This is a genomic window from Arenibacter flavimaris, from assembly GCF_030291335.1.
Taxonomy (GTDB): Bacteria; Bacteroidota; Bacteroidia; order Flavobacteriales; family Flavobacteriaceae; genus Arenibacter.
Genome location: NZ_JASWIM010000003.1, coordinates 252,422 through 274,139, shown reverse-complemented (window position 1 = coordinate 274,139; position 21,718 = coordinate 252,422). Strand labels below are relative to the sequence as shown.

Annotated in this window: 21 protein-coding genes and 1 pseudogene; 11 read left to right on the top strand and 11 right to left on the bottom strand. The window is 38.5% G+C overall.

What is annotated here, in order from left to right:
• Positions 1-128 precede the first annotated feature (128 nt).
• Entirely contained in the window at positions 129-473 is a 345-nt protein-coding gene (locus QSE00_RS04545) for a hypothetical protein (RefSeq protein WP_286104997.1), read from the top strand.
• Positions 474-1,680: 1,207 nt separating this feature from the next.
• Positions 1,681-2,775 (top strand): serine hydrolase domain-containing protein, encoded by a 1,095-nt coding sequence (locus QSE00_RS04540; RefSeq protein ID WP_286104996.1) that lies wholly within the window; start codon positions 1,681-1,683, stop codon positions 2,773-2,775.
• Between the two features lie 550 nt (positions 2,776-3,325).
• Here QSE00_RS04540 and QSE00_RS04535 read toward each other — a convergent pair.
• The 3 genes from QSE00_RS04535 to QSE00_RS04525 all read right to left on the bottom strand — a co-directional run bounded on the left by QSE00_RS04535 (position 3,326) and on the right by QSE00_RS04525 (position 5,663).
• The gene (locus tag QSE00_RS04535; protein ID WP_286104995.1) at positions 3,326-4,573 is read right to left on the bottom strand and encodes a DoxX family protein; all 1,248 of its coding nucleotides are present in this window, start codon (positions 4,571-4,573) and stop codon (positions 3,326-3,328) included.
• Positions 4,574-4,888: 315 nt separating this feature from the next.
• Positions 4,889-5,389: a GNAT family N-acetyltransferase gene (locus QSE00_RS04530; RefSeq protein WP_286104994.1), complete on the bottom strand. Its 501-nt coding sequence runs from the start codon at positions 5,387-5,389 to the stop codon at positions 4,889-4,891.
• Complete coding sequence (locus QSE00_RS04525; RefSeq protein ID WP_286104992.1) at positions 5,352-5,663, bottom strand: type II toxin-antitoxin system TacA family antitoxin; 312 nt, start codon at positions 5,661-5,663, stop codon at positions 5,352-5,354. The genes QSE00_RS04530 and QSE00_RS04525 overlap by 38 nt, the downstream gene beginning before the upstream one ends.
• A gap of 164 nt (positions 5,664-5,827) precedes the next feature.
• Between QSE00_RS04525 and QSE00_RS04520 the strand changes: the two are divergent.
• From QSE00_RS04520 to QSE00_RS04500, 5 genes and pseudogenes are all read left to right on the top strand, one after another.
• A pseudogene (locus QSE00_RS04520) lies at positions 5,828-5,965 on the top strand (type II toxin-antitoxin system ParD family antitoxin); the annotation flags it as partial.
• A gap of 695 nt (positions 5,966-6,660) precedes the next feature.
• Positions 6,661-7,071: a RidA family protein gene (locus tag QSE00_RS04515; RefSeq protein ID WP_286104991.1), complete on the top strand. Its 411-nt coding sequence runs from the start codon at positions 6,661-6,663 to the stop codon at positions 7,069-7,071.
• A 4-nt stretch (positions 7,072-7,075) separates the two neighbouring features.
• Positions 7,076-7,510: an SRPBCC domain-containing protein gene (locus QSE00_RS04510; RefSeq protein ID WP_286104990.1), complete on the top strand. Its 435-nt coding sequence runs from the start codon at positions 7,076-7,078 to the stop codon at positions 7,508-7,510.
• 198 nt (positions 7,511-7,708) lie between these two features.
• A complete protein-coding gene (locus QSE00_RS04505; RefSeq protein ID WP_286104989.1) occupies positions 7,709-7,975 on the top strand; it encodes a hypothetical protein in 267 nt (88 codons plus the stop codon).
• A gap of 187 nt (positions 7,976-8,162) precedes the next feature.
• Positions 8,163-9,611: an ATP-binding protein gene (locus QSE00_RS04500; RefSeq protein WP_286104988.1), complete on the top strand. Its 1,449-nt coding sequence runs from the start codon at positions 8,163-8,165 to the stop codon at positions 9,609-9,611.
• Positions 9,612-10,110: 499 nt separating this feature from the next.
• On the opposite strand, the gene QSE00_RS04495 is transcribed toward QSE00_RS04500, so the two are convergent.
• From QSE00_RS04495 to QSE00_RS04460, 8 genes are all read right to left on the bottom strand, one after another.
• Positions 10,111-11,220, bottom strand: a complete 1,110-nt coding sequence (locus tag QSE00_RS04495; protein WP_286104987.1) for a nucleoside hydrolase-like domain-containing protein — start codon at positions 11,218-11,220, stop codon at positions 10,111-10,113.
• Positions 11,221-12,295: 1,075 nt separating this feature from the next.
• Positions 12,296-12,580, bottom strand: coding sequence for an addiction module antidote protein (locus tag QSE00_RS04490; protein WP_286104986.1), 285 nt, complete (start codon positions 12,578-12,580; stop codon positions 12,296-12,298).
• Between the two features lie 3 nt (positions 12,581-12,583).
• Entirely contained in the window at positions 12,584-12,883 is a 300-nt protein-coding gene (locus QSE00_RS04485) for a type II toxin-antitoxin system RelE/ParE family toxin (RefSeq protein ID WP_286104985.1), read from the bottom strand.
• 96 nt (positions 12,884-12,979) lie between these two features.
• Positions 12,980-14,632: a hypothetical protein gene (locus tag QSE00_RS04480; protein WP_286104984.1), complete on the bottom strand. Its 1,653-nt coding sequence runs from the start codon at positions 14,630-14,632 to the stop codon at positions 12,980-12,982.
• A gap of 251 nt (positions 14,633-14,883) precedes the next feature.
• Entirely contained in the window at positions 14,884-15,174 is a 291-nt protein-coding gene (locus tag QSE00_RS04475; protein WP_286104983.1) for a type II toxin-antitoxin system RelE/ParE family toxin, read from the bottom strand.
• Positions 15,161-15,406 (bottom strand): ribbon-helix-helix domain-containing protein, encoded by a 246-nt coding sequence (locus QSE00_RS04470; protein ID WP_110354480.1) that lies wholly within the window; start codon positions 15,404-15,406, stop codon positions 15,161-15,163. Before QSE00_RS04470 ends, QSE00_RS04475 begins: the two co-directional genes overlap by 14 nt.
• Before the next feature lie 160 nt (positions 15,407-15,566).
• A complete protein-coding gene (locus QSE00_RS04465; RefSeq protein WP_286104982.1) occupies positions 15,567-16,100 on the bottom strand; it encodes a GNAT family N-acetyltransferase in 534 nt (177 codons plus the stop codon).
• Positions 16,101-17,909, bottom strand: a complete 1,809-nt coding sequence (locus QSE00_RS04460) for a M61 family metallopeptidase (RefSeq protein ID WP_286104981.1) — start codon at positions 17,907-17,909, stop codon at positions 16,101-16,103.
• Positions 17,910-18,038: 129 nt separating this feature from the next.
• Between QSE00_RS04460 and QSE00_RS04455 the strand changes: the two genes are divergently transcribed.
• The 4 genes from QSE00_RS04455 (at position 18,039) to bioA (ending at position 21,717) form a co-directional block, all read left to right on the top strand.
• On the top strand, positions 18,039-19,190 hold the full coding sequence (locus QSE00_RS04455; RefSeq protein WP_286104980.1) for an aminotransferase class I/II-fold pyridoxal phosphate-dependent enzyme: 1,152 nt from the start codon (positions 18,039-18,041) through the stop codon (positions 19,188-19,190).
• A 3-nt stretch (positions 19,191-19,193) separates the two neighbouring features.
• Positions 19,194-19,484 (top strand): putative signal transducing protein, encoded by a 291-nt coding sequence (locus tag QSE00_RS04450; RefSeq protein WP_286104979.1) that lies wholly within the window; start codon positions 19,194-19,196, stop codon positions 19,482-19,484.
• A 213-nt stretch (positions 19,485-19,697) separates the two neighbouring features.
• Positions 19,698-20,309, top strand: a complete 612-nt coding sequence (gene bioD, locus QSE00_RS04445) for a dethiobiotin synthase (RefSeq protein ID WP_110354484.1) — start codon at positions 19,698-19,700, stop codon at positions 20,307-20,309.
• A gap of 139 nt (positions 20,310-20,448) precedes the next feature.
• Complete coding sequence (gene bioA, locus QSE00_RS04440) at positions 20,449-21,717, top strand: adenosylmethionine--8-amino-7-oxononanoate transaminase (protein ID WP_286104978.1); 1,269 nt, start codon at positions 20,449-20,451, stop codon at positions 21,715-21,717.
• Position 21,718: the final 1 nt, after the last annotated feature.

The following is a 21,718-nucleotide window of genomic DNA, read 5'->3' as shown; positions in this document are numbered from 1 at the left end:
AACTCCTTTACCAATTTACGCATCCGCAAAGCATTATCCTTTTTTGTCATAACTCAAATAGTTTATGCCAAAGGTAAAAAGCCACATCACGTCATAAAAGACGCAGTTGCTCGGAGGGATACAATCCGGTGAAGCAAACTGAAAAAGATTTTAAAGAATTTGAAAAAGAATTGACGGAGAAAGCAAGTGAATGTTTCAACTTATTTAACTCCTTTTACCAAAAAAATAAAATATATTTTAATGAACAAACTTGTAAAATTATTGATGACCTTTTAAAACATTTTCATCAGGCGTTTTGGGATTATAACGAACATAAATTTTATGAAGGAATTGGAGTTGATGTTTATGATAGAAAAACTGTCATAGAATCCAGAAAAAAAATGATAGCGGCTTATAAATCTGTAAAAGATGAGATACCAGAAGCTAGAAAAAAATTGGAAAAAGATTTTAGAGATTTATTAAAAGTGGAATAAAACGTTTGCCAATAACTAAGTATTCGGCCCGCCGATAGGCCAGGGCTGAATATCTTGTTGACGGATCCGTTTCCTCCCTATGGGGAAAGCCTTCTTTTTTGTGTTTGTCCTGGAGTTTTATTTTGGCAGACTTGCCGTTGTTTTGTGTTGGCCTTTGAACTTCAACTTTTTTCTAGTGACCTAAATCCAACTTTTTCACCAGTTTGGCGAACAGTCCTGTCTCTTTTTGGTTTAGCATTTACCTTAAGGCATAGTGCTTCTGCCCCGCGGTTTGCAAGTAGTTCCTATAGTTGATCCGTAAACGTCAGTAATTCCTTCCAGCATTGGGGAGGGCCACGCCCGTCGAAAGTCATAACGGTGACCAATTTTCCCTTTTTGCAGATGGGGCACTTCCCTTTGAGCAATGGTGGCTTCTCCTCTTTGAATTTTAGCGGCTCTGCGGCCAGCATTTCTTGAAGGGCGGGTTGCCATATCTGGAAACTAAACAATAGTAAAATTATCAGTTTTGAGCAGTTTTGTGGACAGTAAATTGGTTGACGAAGCAATACGTTCAACACCGGTAACCGTTGCACAACCCCGTCACTATTAAAACAACGACCTCGATAACCGCTTTTTAAGGTGGTTTTTTTTTTAAGCACCCGAACAGATCATTGTTTTTGCAGGGCATAGAAACCATCTTTGCAGCTTATGCTGTCCGGTTTTTATAAAAACCGACAAGGCGGCCTTGCCTACCCCACTTTTAGTGCGTTTTTCTATAAATTTCAGATACTCCTGCCCGTGCCGTTCAGGAGGGTTTTCAGGTTGTAGGCAATGGCGGAGAGCTGCACTGCCTTGTTGGCCTGTGCCAATTCCAATGGGTAAGACTACACAGCTCGATATTCTTCTTTCATTGTCTTGGTTGATACCTTAGTTTAATGTGCCATGCATTTCGGACCAATTGTGCCATTCTCAAAAAATAGAAACTAGAAACATCCCAAATTACGGTTTCCCGCAACTTACTTTTAAAAGAATTGTTTTTCTTTAGTTCCACTAAAAAATATGCAAACCAATGACAACGAAACCCCGCAGAATAGGGTAGGGATCAGCTGAGCCTTAAACCATTAAATAAAACCAGGCTATCTAAAAAGATTTACTAAATTAGACCTATAAGAGGAATATAAACACTAGTTGGCTTACATGATTTAATCCTATAATGTTACCCTTTATTATGAAAAACATAGCAACATTAATAATCATAACTTTATTCCTTAACGGGTTTTGCTTCGGGCAAAATGATTATTTATATTCAGAGCCAAAGAATATTGGCGATGGATGGAAAACAAACGACCTGAAATCACAAAATATTGATACAACTTTGATTTATAAGATGTTCAATCAATTGAATAATAATGAAAACAAAATCCAAAGCGTATTATTGATAATAGATAACCAAATTATTATTGAGGAATATTTAAATGGGCAAACCTTAGACCAAAAACATGACCTTCGTTCTACTACGAAAAGCATAAGGTCGATTTTATTGGGAATTGCAATCGACAAAAGATTTATCGATAATGTTAACGACCCGATTTCAAAATACCTTAAAAGTCCAGTGCCAAAGAAGAATATAGACGATAGAAAAGAAAAAATTACAATCAAAGACCTATTAACAATGTCAAGTGGACTTGATTGTAACGATTGGGACAAAAAATCAAAAGGACAGGAAGATAAAGTATCTAAAAAGAAAGATTGGCTTCAATATACACTTAACCTACCGATGGTAAATGAACCAGGAACAGTTTCAAATTACTGTTCTATGGGTGCAATTTTGGTTGCAGAAATAATAAGTCAAGCTTCAGGAATGACAATTGACAAGTTTGCTGAACAGTACTTATTCGAACCCTTAAATATTAGCAATGTATCTTGGGGACATACTTCCAAAAAAGAAATAATTCCTTCTGGAAAGAGATTGTATATGACTTCCCGAGATATGGCAAAAATCGGACAACTAATACTAAACAACGGGAAGTGGAATGATAAACAACTCGTATCAGAAAAATGGATATTAGAATCAACGACGTCAAAAATAAAGATTACTGGAATTGATTACGGTTATTTATGGTGGAATATTCCTTTTAGAGTAAACGAAAGAATATATGTTTCTAAAACAGCAACTGGAAACGGAGGGCAATATATTTTTGTTTTCCCTGAATTAGATTTGATAGCAGTTTTTACAGGTAGTGCTTATAACTCCCAAGATGACAAACTACCTTTTAAAGCAATGACGGATATCTTATTACCACCATTCATAGGAGAAAATTAAGAAAAACAAAGGGTAACAACAGTAACCGTTGCACAAGCCCGTAATTATTAAAACAACGTCCTCGATAACCGCTTTTTAAGGTGGTTTTGTTTTTTAAGCACCCGAACAGATCATTGTTTTTGCAGGGCATAGAAACCATCTTTGCAGCTTATGCTGTCCGGTTTTTATAAAAACCGACAAGGCGGCCTTGCCTACCCCACTTTTAGTGCGTTTTTCTATAAATTTCAGATACTCCTGCCCGTGCCGTTCAGGAGGGTTTTCAGGTTGTAGGCAATGGCGGAGAGCTGCACTACCTTGTTGGCCTGTGCCAATTCCAATGGGTAAGACTACACAGCTCGATATTCTTTCTTCATTGTCTTGGTTGATACCTTAGTTTAATGTGCCATGCATTTCGGACCAATTGTGCGATTATAAAAAATAGAAACTAGAAAAATCTCAAACTACGGTTACCCGCAACCAACTTCCCATAGAATTGTTTTTCTTTAGTTCCATGAAATTATGCAAACGAACGATAGCCAGACCCCACAAAATAGGGTAGGGCATAGTTATTTTACCGGTTATATGGGCGTTCGTTAATCCAATTGAACCCTCTAGAAGTAAGTCTAAAATCCTTTCGGTCCAATCGCTTAGTTTTGCAAAAAATAGTATCCTTTCGAAATATACCGCTGATGTTTAAAGTCGAATCCGTTTTTTCGAATTCCAATAAATAGACTTGAGTCGAATCATTAAATTCAGTCAGTTTTATTTGTTTTTTTAATGTGTCTACCTCAGATTTAAGTCCATATCGTGATTTGTTCATTCTGGAAAATTGAATGGTATTTGGATATTCGAAAAAAATGTAACGCCATCTTTTGTCATCCGTTAAAAGTGGTTGGATAGTGTCTTGATTACTGACAAAGGTTGTAACTTCATATAGTCCGTATAATTCAGGTTTGTTTTGTCTTGTTTTATATATGCCTGTTGTTAAGTCAATAGTGTTGTAAAGTATGAAAAGAACAAAAAGCCACTTAACAATATTGGTCAATAAGACCCATTTTTTTGTTTGAAATGGACTGGCGAAGTTTGTGGGATATGAAGGCTTGTTAAAAATTATAAGATTTAATAATCGCTTGAAGTCTGGAGCTACCACTATAAAGGCCATTAAAAGTAACACAGATGAAAATAGTTTAACTGGCACATCAAAAAAGAAATTTACGGCTACAATGTTTACTATTACGGGTATCAAAATTAGCGCACCTAATAGTTTTGTTCTTTTGTGGAAAAGTAAAATACCACCAATGAATTCCGATAGGCCCATAAAAAGGCTATATCCTTTCGAATGTCCAAGAAAAGTCCACGCTAAACCCATTGGCGAGGATTCTCCATATGGTTGTAGCATTTTCCAAAAGCTAATTTCCCCAAATTGTATTGGTAATATTTTAAAAAGACCATAATAAATCATAATATAGCCTAGATAGTATCTCGTAAGAACAAGAAACCAATAATTCAATTTTTCATAGCTCCTGTTTTTTTTATCTGCAATCGACCAAATAATAGTTCCAAAAACTGCGATAATCAAAAGAAATAAAAGAAGTAAATAATCAAACGTCTTATCTCCACTTCCAGTTTGGGTTATTGAAAAAGAACTCTCTAGACTAAAAATATTCTCCCCAATCCAAGAGATGATTTTTTGATAAAATTTCAGAATGGACTCTGAAATGAACTCTAATTTAGGAGATGTGTTTAATGGAAAAGGAACTGTCAAAAAGACAACGAAAAGGACTAAAAACCTTAGTAATATTTTATTTTTTGTTACCATTTCGATAATTCTACCTAACAATAAATATACGTAATGCGGGGCGATTTGGTAAATTTGAGCTTAAGAGCACTTAATAAACAATGTAGCTGTTTGATTGTGAAGTGCCATGAAATCCTGCACTATGCATATTCGAGCCGTTAATTTTATGGCAGGCTTGCACTTGTGTGAAATTATATGCCATTATGGGCAGAACGTGATTCTTTTGCTGCTCTAAACATGGTTTTTCCCAATTATGATAGTTTTTGGTTGTAAAGGCGCAAAGGCAGGAGACTTTGCGCAACTGGGTCAGCAATTAATTATTGGCAGCTGGCTTTTTTAAAATAATTGTCCAATTGTTTTCATAGGAAGAAACATTTTACCGCAATCAGGTAAATCAATAAACCCGTATTTTTCATAGAATGCTTTAGCTTTTTCGTTTATTGGATCTACTATAACTGCTAGTGAACCAAGACTATCATAAGCGACATCATGTGATCGTTTCAGTGCATCTATAAGCAATAATTCACCAAATCCTTTACCCTTTTCAGATTTATCTATAGCAAGCCTTCCAAGCAATGTAGCCGGTAATTCATCGTAACTAATCGGCAATTTTTTCGTGACTGACCCAGGAAGGTACTTTCTATTTATTGAAGTATTTGAAAGAGTATAATAACCTTTAACAATTTCGGATTCATCCGTTAGAACAAAACAAATTGAAAGATTTCGTTTAACGTCTTGGTTTGCTTGTCTTTTGAGGTAATTGTTTAACAAGTCATGGCCACAATCGAATGCATTTCGATTATGATTTGACTTTAACGGCCTTGTTTCGTACCCCATCAGATTCAATTAATTCCATATATCGTTTCGCTGCTCTTTTTAATTTGGAATTTGGACTAGGTGGGTTGAGAAGAGCGTTGGCGAAGATTTCTTGATCCCTTCTGCTCGATATAATTTGTTCGTGTTTTTCTATAATTTCCTCAGCGCGCTGTTGCACAGCGAAGAATACAAATTCTGAAAGAGAGCGAAAGCCACCAATGGAAGATGCATGCTCGAACATTTCTTTCTGTTCCGTAGTCCAACGGGTATCAAATCTTGCAATCTTTGATTTCATTTTTCAAATGTACGGAATAAAACCGTACAAAACAAATAATTTCTTTTACAACCAGTTCAACTTGCTGCCAATCCGTTAGAATTTTTCGGGATCGGAATCATAAGCTTAACGTTGTGCGTAATTTGCCGACAATACCAATTTTTGGCATATTTGAGTCAAATAGTATCAAAAGGAATAAAAACACAACTATATCACTCGGAAATTATTTCGATCATTTTGTTCAAAGCCGAATAAAAGTCGGTCGATTTAAAAATGTTAGCGAAGTTATACGTGCAGGATTAAGACTTTTAGAAGAAGAAAAATACACACATTATTGGCTATAATTCATTGCGGCATCTTGCAAAAAACAAAAATAGAAACCACCAATCAGTCTGATTTCATAAGTGGTAAAGTCTGCGAGCCGGCACACCTACCCGCACACAGCTCTTGCAGATGTCGTAACAACGAAATTATAGCCTAGACGTATAATTTTAGGCCAGGTATAGTAATTAATTATTATTGATGAAATGTAGGGATCATAATTCTATTATGGGCAGAACGTGATTCTTTTGCTGCTCTATACATAGTTTTTCCCAATTATGATAGTTTTTGGTTGTAAAGGCGCAAAGGCAGGAGACTTTGCGCAACTGGGGAGCTGCATACACTTGTTGGCCTACAGCTCGATATTCTTCCTTCATTGTCTTGGTTGATACCTTAGTTTAATGTGCCATGCATTTCGGACCAATTGTGCCATTATAAAAAATAGAAACTAGAAAAATCCCAAACTACGGTTACCCGCAACAAACTTTTCAAGGAATTGTTTTTCTTTAGTTCCATGAAATTATGCAAACGAACGATAGCCAGACCCCACAAAATAGGGTAGGGATCAGCAGAGCTATAAGCCATTAAATTAATAATTAGGCAACAAAAAAGATTTGTTAAATTAGATCTATAATAGCAATATAAGCACTAGTAACTATATTCAATTGTTTACCTGCAAGCTGAAAAATAACGAACAATGAAGAATAAAATGGAACATATAAATCCGGATGGATTAATTAAAAATCCTGCATTTTCTCAAATCATAACGACTGAAGGAAACGGAAAGACAATTTATATCGGTGGACAAAATGCAGTAAACGGAAATGGAGAAATTGTAGGGAAAAATGATATTTTACAACAAACCGAGCAAGTAATGAAAAACCTTGAAATTGCTCTTAAATCTTGTGGAGTAAATTTTGAGAGTTTAGTGAAATTAAACATTCACATTGTTCAAGGGCAGAATGCTTTTGGTGCATTTCAAGTTTCGCAGAAATTTTTAGGACAAAACCCAAACCCACCGATTATTACAGTTTTGTATGTTGCAGGACTAATAAATCCCGAATTTTTACTTGAAATTGATGCTATCGCATTTAAACCTGAAAAATAAGAAAATGGAAAATCAACTCGGAAAAACCAGAGACGTAGGATTTCAATTCGGAATAAGGAAAACTTTTCCTGTTTCGACTGAAAATGTTTGGGACTTTTTATTTTCCAAAAATGGATTAAAAATTTGGTTGGGTAAATTGAAAAATGAACTTGAAATTAAAAAAGAATACGAAACTGAAAATGGCATAACAGGCCTTGTCCGTGTTTTTAAAGCAAATTCCCATATTCGACTGAATTGGAAACCGAAAAATTGGGAGAATATGTCAACAATTCAAATTAGAGTAATTGGAAATCAAGAAAAGACAACAGTTGCAATTCACCACGAGAAATTATTGAATTCTCAACAGAGAGCAGAAATGAAAGAACATTGGAATGAAATAATGAATAAAATAGGAACTGAAATAAAAAAGCCAGCAGGTAACAATGTATATAAAAAATAGGCGATTTAGTGCTTAATTCTAGGAGTTTGGCTCGTATCAAAATTTATGCTTAACCGAAAGTTTCGTGCTTCTTAACTGCCTACTTTTCATATACACGGAACGTTAATTTTATGGCAGGCTTGCACTTGTGTGAAATTATATGCCATTATGGGCAGAACGTGATTCTTTTGCTGCTCTAAACATAGTTTTTTCCCAATTATGATAGTTTTGGTTGTAAAAGCGCAAAGGCAGGAGACTTTGCGCAACAGGGTCAACCTTATCATAGTCTGTTACAACCTTAAAAGACTTATGTCCATACTTGGCCCAAAAGAGCTAAAGAACAGGCTCAAGGGGCTTGGCCTTCTATTATTGGCCATATATCATCCAATTAAGGACCATTTAAGCCTACTGGGCCATATCCTGAATTTTCAGGTCCCAAATTTATGGTACGACAAAACTTTCCGCAATCCGCTTAAACTAACCTAGAAGTTGTTATTTTTATGAAAAATGGGGTTGATGCGCAGACTCCCGTTGTGCTTCATTAAAAATATGATTCTACTGTCGAATTAGCAGTTCTCTACTTCTATAAAGGTTCTAAAAATGCATTATTTGTTTAAATAGATGGTTTTAAATCTGTTTATTTTGCATATATTTGTTGTATTAAGATGAAAACATGGCAATACTAAACCTTATTCCGACAGAAAAGATTATTGAACGCCTTCGATATGAAAATCCATGGTGGATTACTAAAGAGATCCCGAATACATATAGCTCAATGTCCAAGAGACTATATTTTGACCTCTTTTATCCATTCGTTCTTGAAAGGAGTATTAAAAGGGCGTTAGTTCTCATGGGCCCTAGAAGGGTTGGTAAAACAGTAATGCTATTTCATTGCATTGAAAACTTATTGAAAGAAGGAACAAACCCTCATAAACTATTCTTTATCGGAATTGACAACCCGATTTACGTCAATTTAAGCTTAGAGGACGTTTTAACTCTATGCAAAGATTCTTTAACTCTTGAAAATCTTAATGGTTGTTATGTCTTTTTTGATGAAATACAATACTTGAAAGACTGGGAAAGACATTTAAAAATATTGGTTGACTCATACCCTGAAACTAAATTCATTGTTTCTGGCTCAGCAGCCGCAGCTTTGAAATGGCACAGTACGGAGAGCGGAGCGGGCAGATTTACTGATTTTCTATTACCTCCATTAACATTTCAAGAATATATCTATTTGAAGAAATTAGACCATTTAATTTTTGAAGGTGATATTCAATATGGAAACAAGGATATAAAGTATTGCTTAACTCATGATTCAAAAGCATTAAATAAAGAATTTCTCCATTATTTAAATTTTGGAGGATACCCAGAGGTTGTATTATCTGAAAAAATACAAGGAGATATGGGTCGATACGTTAAAAACGACATTGTAGACAAAGTTCTTATTAGAGATTTGCCAAGCTTGTATGGAATCAAAGATGTTCAAGAATTAAACAGATTTTTTACATACATAGCGTATAATACAGGAAACGAATTCTCATATGAGACAATGTCTCGGGAAAGTGGAATTCAAAAAGATACATTAAAAAAATATTTAGAATATTTAGAAGCAGCATTCCTAATTAAAGTATTAAATAAGGTTGGAGTCAATGCAAAAAGATTAAAAAGAATAACAAGCTTCAAAGTATATCTTACCAACCCATCCCTTCGCACTGCATTATTTTCCCCGATAAGTGAAACAGACCAAGAAATGGGAAACATGGTAGAAACAGCAATTCTTTCACAATGGATGCACAGGGAGCAACTAGACTTAACCTATGCTAGGTGGAAAGAAGGCAGAAACGAAGGTGAAGTTGACCTTGTCTTGGTAGATGATAAAAGTTATAAGCCAGTTTGGGGAGTTGAAATTAAATGGAGTAATAGATATTTCGACAAACCTCAAGAATTAAAAAGTTTAATTAAATTTTGTGAAACAAATAAATTTGAATCGGCAGTTGTTACTTCAATTGATCAATTAGGAATGAAGGAAATACAAGGGCTAAAATTCACTTTTCTACCTGCTTCCATATATGCATACAATATTGGAGAGATTACATTAAAAATGAGAAATAAAAATTAAAAAACGAAAGCACAACACTATGTTTAGTGCATAGCACCCTTCGGGATGCTACGACACCATACACAAACCGTTAATTTTATTCCAAGCTAGCAGTTGTGTGAAATTATATGCCATTATGGGCAGAACGTGATTCTTTTGCTGCTCTAAACATGGTTTTTCCCAATTATGATAGTTTTTGGTTGTAAAGGCGCAAAGGCAGGGACTTTGCGCAACTGGGCCGTTAATTTTATTCCAAGCTAGCAGTTGTGTGAAATTATATGCCATTATGGGCAGAACGTGATTCTTTTGCTGCTCTAAACATAGTTTTTCCCAATTATGATAGTTTTGGTTGTAAAGGCGCAAAGGCAGGAGACTTTGCGCAACTAGTATAGACGCTGTGTATGTGGCTCTGACAGTATTTACTACAAGGTAAAGATAGCCTAGATGAAATAATGGCAATCGTTGGAAAACAGGATTTTTAAAATATCCTATAAACTATCGCGCAGAAGTATTGCTCCCATCACTTCTTGTCATATCTGTCCCACCGTTGCTTCCAATCATTCATTACACTATAGCGCCATTTCCCTATAGTCATTTGGCAGTCTGATGGAGATTTGTCAAGATCAATATAATAATTGGGGTAGGTACTTTTTTCGAAATGCCTAAACTGTCCGCCCCAACTTTCTTGGGTGGGGTCATCAACGTTTCCCGTACCACCAATTACCGGAGAAATCAAATATAACAATGAAGGACTATCTCCTTCCTTTAAACTGTTTTTGGGATAATTGGCCACAGGAAAGACATCGCCACATTTTTCTTGAAACAGGCCATCGTGGTTTGAACCGTGATTCCTAATATTGATATCGGTGAATTTGGTATAGGACCATTCTCCATCCTGAATTCCGGACTGATAAACACCGCGGAATGTTTCATGTTTGCCCCTTGGAAGAATCCCGTTTTCAATCCACCATAATTCAGGGTATTTCTTTTCCATGAAATTGTATACATAATCCCTGCTTATGGGATCATGCAGGGTATTTGAAGAACTGATATAGTAAATCCTTATTTTGTCGGCAATGTCTGGGGCATCGTAAAGTGCCTGGGCAGTTGTTGTTAAACTACCCCAGACCAATATCCAAAGTGGATTATCCTTCGTATAATCCCGAGCTGTTTTAATGATCCATTCGGAACCTTCTGTACTATTATTGTCCGAAGGGCCTTTTGGTTTTTTTGCACCGGATTTTATGATGCTGAGCAAATCTTTTTCCTGCATTAATTGGCTGTAACCGTTTTTACGTATATGTTCAACGTCTATCCTTTTTATCCAATTCTCAATGAGCCCCGTATGTTCTATGGTGTCCCAAGGGTGATGATCAATATCCGAATTGGGCGTTGCTATAATACCTTTTATCTTAATTATATCAGAATAATGCACAGCTCTGTACAATGATTGAATGTCATCGGGGTCGCCTCCCAGGTCGGTATCAATGATGACATCAAAGGTTCCATTTTGGGCTGTATTTTGATTGCAGGCAAACAAGATGGTTGTTAACAATAGTAGGCTATATAACTTATCCAAATATATCCCAATCATTTTCATCTGTTTTATGAGGCCTGTGCACTCGTCCATTATGGTCCAATTTTTAGTAGTAGCTGCCTTTAGGTTCCAGTCTTTGGGCTTTTAAGATAAGAATTTAATTGTAACTGTTTATTAGTGAAACTCAATTTTAAGAAGTCGGTAAGGGATCAATCCCAAAAGTTGGCGTGAATTGGATAAAGATATGATAGACTATCCCAGAGTTCGTGTTCTGTTCATTTTTTGCATCGCCCAAATGCGTAGCATTCATGAATACCATTAAAAATCAATAGACCAGCCGATGAATAAAAAACGACCAGGGCATTTTAAATAAGGTACGACATAACTTAGTTAAGAGGAGCCAGCTGTAGCCGTGGCTAGGCCGATTTTTCTTTTCTTGAAATCTACGGACTTTGCACGGCCGCAGCGTCCAGGCCGCTTTCACTAAGGTGAAATGTTCTGGACGCCTACCTACACCCGGTGTTAAAACCTCTTGATTTACTACTAAAACAAAATAGGCCGTTCCTTTGTTCCGTCAACCTATATAGTGTCAATAAATCATTGACCATTATTGAATACCGTTGAATATTGTCCTTGAAGTCCGTAGTTAAGTCGGTCTTCTTCCGTAGTGGAGATGACATGGCCGTAAAGAATTATTGAAGCCTTGGAAATAATTTAGGCCATGGCATCGGTCCCAAAAATCCAACGATTTTAGGGGCCACATAGTGAAGAAGGGTCTTTTCTTTTGTTTCGTTTTCTTTGGACAAGCAAAGAAAATGAAAGAATGATTATAATAAAAGTTTCATTCGATTATGCCCAACAAATAGAGACAAAATCAAACAAAAAACACACAAAAAATCATCTCAATCCCAATTTTTGCAGAAACACAACAATTAAGCATGGTCCTCGGTAAGACGCACTTAAAATTGCAAGTTGAACTAATCCCGCCTTTTTCGGCGGGATCTAGGTTCAATACCTATTATGAAGCTATTTTTTCCATAACAATATTTGCATAAACCCAACAATTGTTCCTGATCCATAAGGGCCATTGGGGCGGGCTTGCCCGAACTAGCGGGGGCTTATTGGGAATGGCACGAGATGGACGATCGCGCTAGCGGGGGTTATCTTTTTAGGTAGATAAAGGATGTACCTGAATTTGTCCTCCAATAGCTTTCAAAACCTTCATAATCGTAGCAAATTGAGGCTTGGAACCATCTGATAAGGCTTTGTACAAACTCGGTCTACTTAATCCAGTTTCTTCTGATATCTTGGTCATTCCAATGGCTTTTGCAATGTCTCCAATGGCATTAATCACATCTGCATTATCTCCTTCTTCTAAAACAGTATTGAGATACTCGGCAATCATTTCTTTGCTGTCCAAATAATCCGCTATGTCAAATTTTGAAGTTTCCATTTTTTATTTATTTAATTTGATCCAGATTTCTTTTGCTTTTTTTATGTCTTTCTGTTGAGTCGACTTATCTCCACCAATGAGTAGAACAATTATTTTTCCATCTTTTTCTATGAAGTAAACCCTGTATCCTTTTGCGAAATTCACTCGTAATTCTCTAATTCCGCCACCGACAGGTTTACAATCTCCAAAGTGTTCGTCCCTTTCAAGTTTCTGTATTCTAAACAGAATCTTGGCCCTGCCTTTCAGGTCTTTTAACTTTCTGAGCCACTTATCAAATTCGATTGTTTTTTCAATAAAGTACATAAAAATGTATCTACCTGGATACAAATGTAAATTATTTATTTTAATTGGGTATAAATTTTAGGAATTTTAGACTTGTGTGAGATATTGCACTTTACCTTAAAAAGTATTCACCTTGACATCCTTGAACATAAACGGATTTTTACTTATTATCAAGTCCTTGCCGCTTGTGCAGGTTACATCCTTAAGGATAATCTCATTGGTCCTGATGTAGGGAAATTTTTCCTGATATGAATCGTCCGTCATTTCTTCATTGAAATCTTTAAAAATGGCAGGCCCTTCATATCCCTCCAGATAGTTGCTGTCATCTATGTGTAGGTTTTCAATGGTAATTCTTTCGGGCATATAACAGGTGTAGCCAAAATTATGCTGCCCAGAGTACGAACCTCCAATTATATTGACACTGGAGCGCTTATCTCCCTTGGGTACAAAAATACAGTTTCGGATCACTATTTCCCCCTGCCATGTACTGCCATAATCCGAGCGCAAATTAATCAGGGTATTACCTCGGATAGTGCTGTTTTCCACAGTCAAGACACCGCTGCCAATGGCATTGATTCCCATATGTCCTAGGGTGGAGTTTAGGATTGTGGCATTGGCAACTCCCTTATGGGCGTCGAAGCGGGAAAGAATACAATGGTCATAGACCAAGTTCTTGGAATAGTTGGAGCTCATTATACCCCAAAAGGTGTTGTCATTAATATCATTGGTCTGTCGGCAGTTTTCAAATGATACATTGAGGCCACGGTTTACCAGAAGGTCATACGAGCCCATGGATACCGGTTTTCCTGCCGAGCCAATAGTACGATAGGTTTTACGTCCGGTAAGAAGGGTGTTCTTTACCTTTACATAGGCACAGTCACGGATATTGATAAAGCCGCCATAGGGCGCGCCATGTTCCCCTTCCCCAATAACATGGTGCTCTAGCCCATCGATTACTACATTGGAACGGGTGACCAATATGTTCCTGCTATAATAATTGTACTTGGATTCGGCCTTGTTGGCAATGGTGGTGAATAGGCCGCCCCTAATATACAGTGTTGTGGTGTCCAAAGGTATGGCGGTCACATTTGTAATCTGGTCGAAATCCCAAATAATCGGGGCATCCAAATCAACATTTCCGTTTTTGTCAACAACAAAGATATCCGTTTGTTGGGAGCCATTGTCTTGGTTTAGCCCATAACGGATATAATGCCTTACATTGGAATTCGTGACCGTGATAAGACAGGATTGGGGCAAAAGGACGTCAATTTTTTGCTGGTTTCTTTTAAGTGATGTTATTCCGTCGGGTTTAAAGGGCTGCAGGTTGGAAGCTACCTTAAAAACAGAGGCCTTGTGGTTTTGGACTTGGGTATCATCAATGATAAAGGCTGCTGTTCCAAAATCGGTGTTGGTTCGGATTTCTGCAGTACGTTCCTTTCCTCCTATATAGTAGGTGAAACCTTGGTCTGCTTTCACCATAAGGTTGTGTAGATTGGCAAAGGCATGAGTGGCGGCAATGGCGTCCATATCATCCGTTTTGCCATCACCAGTGGCGCCGAAATCACTATAGCGCACCCATCCAAGCCCTTTAAATTTAAGGACATTTTTTGGGGATACATTTACATGCAATTGCCCCTTTTTATCGGTTTTTACTTGCGTTTTTTTCTTTATGGAGGTGATAACTACATTTTTAAAGGGGTTTTCTACCTGCCCATATGTCAACATTGAACATGAAAAAAAAAGGAACAATAACACGGAATATTTCATCATGGGAACATGCTTTGGGTCATTAAGTTGAAAAAAATCCAGCTGACCTTATAAATATATAAAAACTTGGCATTAATCAGCGAGGTGTGCATTGTCGAGGAGATTTAGTTGTTCCCCTGTTTCTTGGAAATACCGGTTAAGTAATTTGAGTTACTATTTAATAATGGTGGACATATGAGCCTGACGATTTGGACAGGGTTGAGCCAGTAAAGGAATTTGTGGAGAAAAAACTATTTAATCCGCGCTAACGGAGGTTAGAGTGGCATATTGTTCAAATCTTGCCTTCCAATAATGGCCATGATTTCAACAATGTCATCATTTACTCTGTAATAAATACTATCTGAACGGTAAACACAGCGTCTATAGCCTTCTTTGATAAAATCAACTGCTTCAAATGAAAAAGGTAGTTGGGCAATAATGTCAAAATACTCGAAAAATGAATAGTAGTATTGGTCAGCTTGTTCAACACCAAATTTTCTCACTCCGTATTGATGAATTCGTATTAAATCCTCTCTGGCAGAGTTGCTTAATTTATAATTGGCCACGAAGTAGGGACTTTGATTCCTCCAGTATTTGCTCCTTACTATCTTCAGTAAATCCGCTGTTCTCAGCTTTTTCTAATTTAGTTCTGATCCAGTCTATTTGGACATGTTGTTTTCGGGCTTGTCTGATCAAATCATTGACCAGTTCACTTTTGCTAGAGTACTCCTTATTGTCTACTTGTTTTTTTAACCATTCATCGTTAGGTTCTGTGAATGTAATACTTTGTCTAGACATAGTTTTTATTTTGGTGTAAAAATACACCAAAAACGAATCAAATACAAGTTTCTAAATTATCACGCCTAGCTTAGGACATGAACCTTTCCTCAGGCGAGGGCGTTATCCTTGCCTGACGGTTAGACAGGCTAGTGCCTAAGTCATTTTATTCCGCAAAATCTTACCCTAAAACAATCAACTTCCAATCCTGCCCTCCGGCATGGTAGGTTATTAGTTCCTCAAATCCCACCGCGTAATGGGCTTCCAATGAACGGAGGTTGGTGGCATCTACCTCGGTAACGATACTGGTAAATTCTGGTTGCAGGGAGTTCTTCATGGTTTCGTACAACTTTCTAAAAATACCCTTTCGCCGGTATTCCTTGTCTATACAGATTTGCCCCATGACCATATAGGGGTCCCCTTTGGGTATTACGGAGTTTATTTCCTTAAACATTGGTTTTAGGACCTCTATGTCGTTACCAAACCGGGGATGCATGCAAAGCGCATAGCCCACCACCTTATCTTGGTCCTTGGCAATGATATGGGGGCAGGCAGCATTCATTTCGGTGAGGAGTTCCAAAGTATGTGACACGGTAACAAAGCCTTCTTTTTGCTTCTCATCTACATTTATATTTTGTAAATGGTTCTTTTGTTGCAGGTCCAGGATTTGCCGCAATTCGGTTTTTGTATTGCAGCGTTTGAATTTTATGTCCATTTAATCCAATTTTAGCCAATCCTTTCTATTTTTTATCACTTGTTTACTGGGTTTGCCTCCATCCTTCTCCGTTAACTGTATGGTATAGGTTGGGTTCGCTGAAAGAACAACGGTGGTTGATTTTGGACTTCCAAATCGGGTGTAGGCTATTTTTATACTGTCCCCTACCTTATATTGTGCCATTAGCTCCCCAAATTTCTGGTTGGACGTCAGGGGAGTATTGTTTACGGCGGTAATTACGTCTCCAAAATCCAACCCGGCCTTGTAAGCCGGACTCCCTTTTGGAGTGTTCCTTTGAACTATGCCTGCACCAAATTGGTTGATACCCACACTGGCCCCAAAATAGGGTTTGTCAGTAGCTCGTTTTAGCACTACGCCAACTGTGTTGAACAACTCTTCATAATTGGGCATTTCACTGTTATGGATATATCGATCAAAAAAACGATTGCCAAATTCCTTACCGGCGTACTGTACCAAGGTTTCACGTAGGTCTTGCAGTGTGTAGGGAACTTCCTTTTTACCATAGGTATGCCACACTAATTTCATAAAATCATCCAAGTTCAGTTTGTTTTGTCGCAACGATAGGTCAAGGGCCAATCCCAAAACACTGCCATAGGAATAATAGGAAATAAAGGTATTTTCCCTGTTCACGGGGTCAACAGAGGTGGCAGCGTCCACAAAGGGTGCCTGATAACTCATTTCTATCGGGTTAAAGAACTTCCTGGCCGGAGAGTTCCAAACATAGTTGAAAGTGCCTGTAAGTCCCTCAATATACTCTTCAGGGGTGATGATTCCGGCACGACAAAGGATAAAATTGGTATAATAACTGGTGAAACCTTCCGCAAACCAGAGCTCCCCGCTCATGTTGGCCTGCCCAAAATTGAAGGGCTCCAGGGACTTGGGGCGTATGCGTTCCACGTTCCAACAGTGAAAGAATTCATGGGCAACGGTGCCTATATTGTTCTTCATACTCCCTTCGGCCAAACCTTCAGTATCGGTAAGAATGGTAGAATTTCTATGTTCCATTCCATCGCCGGAAGCATGGGGGATATAGCAGGCCAAGAAAGTATAAGTATCGAAATCGTAGTTGGGTAGCTCGCCAAACACCTCCTTTTCGGCCAAAACCACTTTTTTAACCTGTTCAAAATAGGTGTCCAGCTCCGCCTCCGTACCGTTGTGGTGCAAGACAAATGCTATGGTTTGTTGATGGCCATTATTGTCCACGGTAAATTGGCGCATGTCGAAATCACTAATTTCAGTGGGGCTGTCCATAAAGTACTGTAGGTTGGGCGCCATATAGATATTGCCGGTAACCTTGGGCATTTGGGTAGCTACCTTCCAGTTTAGGTCCTCCCGTATCCTAAAGTCCACCTCTATTTTACGATCGCTTAAACTGGGCACATACACAAAGGTGGCCGGGATATTTAAATGGGCATGGGTCTCGTCTATTTGTGCATAGGTGCCGTCGCCACGATTGGCAAAAAGGGTATAACTTATCTTTACCTCCCCGTCATGGCCGCTGATTTCCCATTGGTAGGGATTGGGTCTATGGATGTCCAAGGGTTTTCCTTGGCTGTCCGTTGCCTTAAAATTATATACATTTTTTGCAAATTCGTGTAAGGCATAGCGTCCAGGGGAAGAGCGGCCCATATGTACCGAAAGTGGGCCGGGATCCAGGGAAGGAAATGTGGCCGTAATTTCAGCTTCGTGATGAACGGCATTTTCAAAGGAAATGGAGTAGCTGTTGCTCTGACCTTGCAGGCTTATACAACAGCTTATAATAAGGAGGCTTAGAATATTGATTTTCATACAATCTGATTTCGGTACGTTTTTATTGATGTGGAACCTGGCCAAGGACAAGATTCCGTATTATTATATTTATAGGGCTTTGTATAAACGAATATACTATATAAATACAGGATATGCTACATTTGTATTATGACGGAATTACCAAATAAATTAACAGCTAAACTCGCCAAAAGACAGGCCGGTAACGCCCTTAGGAAATTGCCCTTGCCAAATGGTTTGATCGATTTTTCCTCCAATGATTATTTGGGGTTTGCCCAAAACGAGACCATTTTTAAAAATGCCTCCAGTATATTGGAAAAGAGAGGAATCACAGGCAATGGGGCTACAGGATCCAGGCTGTTAACGGGTAATAAAGGGCTTTATGGTGAGTTGGAAGTTTTGTTGGCGGATTTTTTTGGTTCCGATTCGGCATTGGTCTTCAATTCCGGATATGATGCCAACATAGGATTCTTTAGTGCCGTGCCACAGCGTACAGACATTGTTTTTTATGACGAGCTCTCCCATGCCAGTATCCGGGATGGTATTGGGATGGGCCTTGCCAAAAGCTATAAGTTTAAGCACAACCGCTTGGAAGTTCTTGGTAGCCATATAGACCGAGTGCAGGAAAGAAATGTAGATTCCGATATTTATGTGGTTACGGAATCTGTTTTTTCCATGGATGGGGATACTCCGGATTTAAAGTCATTGGCCGAATTGTGTGCTTCCAAAGGGGTCTATTTGGTGGTGGATGAAGCCCATGCTGTTGGGGTATTTGGCAAAAGGGGGGAGGGCTTGTTAAATGAGCTGGCAGTGCAGGATAAAGTATTTGCCAGGATCGTCACCTTTGGCAAGGCCATGGGCTGTCATGGCGCAGCAATATTGGGAAGCCATGCCCTTAAAAGTTATTTGGTGAATTTTGCACGCAGTTTTATTTATACTACGGGTATGCCGCCGCATTCCTTGGCAACGATATTAGCGGCTTGCGAACATTTGCCCACGTCAGGTGTGAGGCAAATGCAACTTAGACAGAATATCAACTTTTTTAAGGATCAATTGAAGCAGCATGACCTAAAACCCTTTTTTATTCCCAGTAATTCGGCGGTGCATTGTTGTTTGGTGGAAGGTAATGAAAAGGTAAAAAAATGGTCGCTACGGTTGCAGGAAAAGGGTTATGATGTAAAACCCATTCTTTCCCCTACCGTACCAAAAGGTCAGGAGCGATTGCGATTTTGTTTGCACAGTTTTAATACCGAAAATGAAATTGAGGACGTACTTTTAATATTGGCCAATTTATTTGATTAGCACATGACCCCAGAATTTTATACCATAGCTGCCTTTGAGTTTGTAGCCGATGTTCAAATACTAAAAGGACGGTTGGAGTCCGATGGTATCCCTGTATTTCTAAGGGATGAGAACACCCTCAATTCCGACCCCCTCATCAGCAATGCCATAGGCGGAGTGAAGCTACAGGTGTATTATTCAGATAAGGAAAAGGCTACGGAAATCTATAATGAAGTTAGGGCCTATGCTATGGATGACCAAGGAAATTTAAGGAGTTGTCCCAATTGCAATGCTCAGAGAATGGAGATTTATTAGTGAAACTCAATTTTGAGAAGGCGGTAGGACGCACTTAAAATTGCAAGTTGAACTAATCCCGCCCTTTTCGGCGGGATCTGGGTTCAGGGCCTGCCCTGAGGTTTAATACCTTTTATTATAACAGGAAAGGGATTTTTTATAAACTTTTTCCATTTTTTGAAAAAAGAAAGTATAAATGTCTAAATTGTGAGTTTATAACAGAACCAAGCTAGAATGAAACAATTTTTTGTAACAGGAATATCAACAGATGTAGGAAAGACAATCGCCTCGGCAGTTATGGCCGAAGCCTTGCAGGCAGATTACTGGAAACCCGTTCAGACTGGGGACGATTCTGATAGCGAAACAATTTCCAAATTAATTTCAAATACCAAAACGGTAATACATAAAAGCAATTACTCCCTAAAAGCGCCCATTAGTCCACATGCGGCCGCTGCTTTGGAAGGGGTTTATATAGACCACAATAAAATAACGGAGCCCAAAACGGAGAACCATTTGGTAATAGAAGGTGCAGGTGGGGTATTGGTTCCCCTAAATGATTCCGATACCATATTGGATATTATTATGCCAACGTATCATGTTATAGTTGTGGTGAAGCATTATTTGGGAAGCATTAATCATTCCCTTCTGACCATTAAATGGCTCTTGCTAAAGGGCTATGATGTTGCCGTACTTTTTAATGGGGAACCCAACACCGCCTCTGAGGATATTATTACTAAAATTACAGGAGTCCCTGTCTTGGGGAGAATTGGTCAGGAAGCTTCCTTGACCAAGGAGGTTGTTAGGAAATACGCAGAAGAACTGCGTCCTGCCTTAATGGCTTTGTAATATCGTTGGACGATAAAATATTTTCTAATTTCCAATAGGGATTATGGTCTGATTATCCCCCAAAAATGAATTGGGATCGGGATAGTGTTTTTAGTCATTATTCCCCATCTTTGTACTTCTATTTAAAAAGGATATCCAAGTGAAAAGTCTTTCGGAAAGAGATCAAAAGCACCTTTGGCACCCGCTTACACAACATAAACTGCACCCCAAAATGCTTGGCATTGTTAAAGCGAAAGGGGCAGTATTGTACGATGAGCAGGGCAAGGAATATATAGATGGAATTTCCTCGTGGTACACCTGTATGTACGGACATTGTAATGATGCCATAATAGCTAAGGTCTACCAACAAATGCAACAACTTGATCAGGTGGTCTTTAGTGGATTTACCCATGAACCGGCCATTGCGCTTTCGGAGGCGTTGATCACTTTGCTCCCTTCCAATCAGGAAAAATTGTTTTTTTCCGATAACGGTTCCACATCAACCGAAATTGGGATAAAAATGGCCTTACAGTATCATCATAATAAAGGGCAGAAGCGTGCTGTTCTTTTGGCTTTTGACGATGGTTTTCACGGGGATACTTTCGGGGCGATGTCCGTCTCCAGTTTGTCCGTATATAACGGCCCTTTTGAGGATTATTTTATTGATGTAAAACGGATTCCTGTTCCAACGGATGACAATATTGGGAATCTATTGCAGGAATTGGAAAATACCCTAAATCTGGATGCCATTGCCGGATTTATCTACGAACCCTTGGTGCAGGGTGCGGCAGCCATGAAAATGCACAAGGCAGAACATTTGGAGAAAATTCTGAAAGTGATAAAATCCCATAACGTATTGGCTATTGCCGATGAGGTGATGACGGGCTTCGGGAAGACCGGAAAACATTTTGCCTCCGATTATATGGAGGTGAAGCCAGATATCATATGTATGTCCAAGGCTCTTACGGCGGGAATGCTGCCCATGGCGGTGACCAGTTGTACCCAGGAGGTGTACGATGCCTTTTATAGCGATGATATTGCAAAGGGGCTATTTCACGGCCATACCTATACCGCTAATCCCTTGGCCTGTGCCGCGGCCTTGGCGGGAATTGAATTGCTGACCTCGGATGTGATTCAAAAAAACATTGGTAAAATAATACAATGGCATCAAGGGTTCGATGCCGAAATAAAGGATCATCCCAAAGTAGCAGCTACCAGGCAAACAGGGATAATCTATGCGCTGGACCTCAATATTACCATGGAACGCTATGGTAATGTTAGGGATAAACTGTTTAAGCATTTTATGGATTCGGGTGTTTTTCTTCGACCTCTAGGCAACACTATTTACATTTTGGCGCCCTATATCACCACTAGGGAGCAAATGCAAAAAATCTACAACAGTATAAAGGAAGTTCTTAATTCTTTTTAAC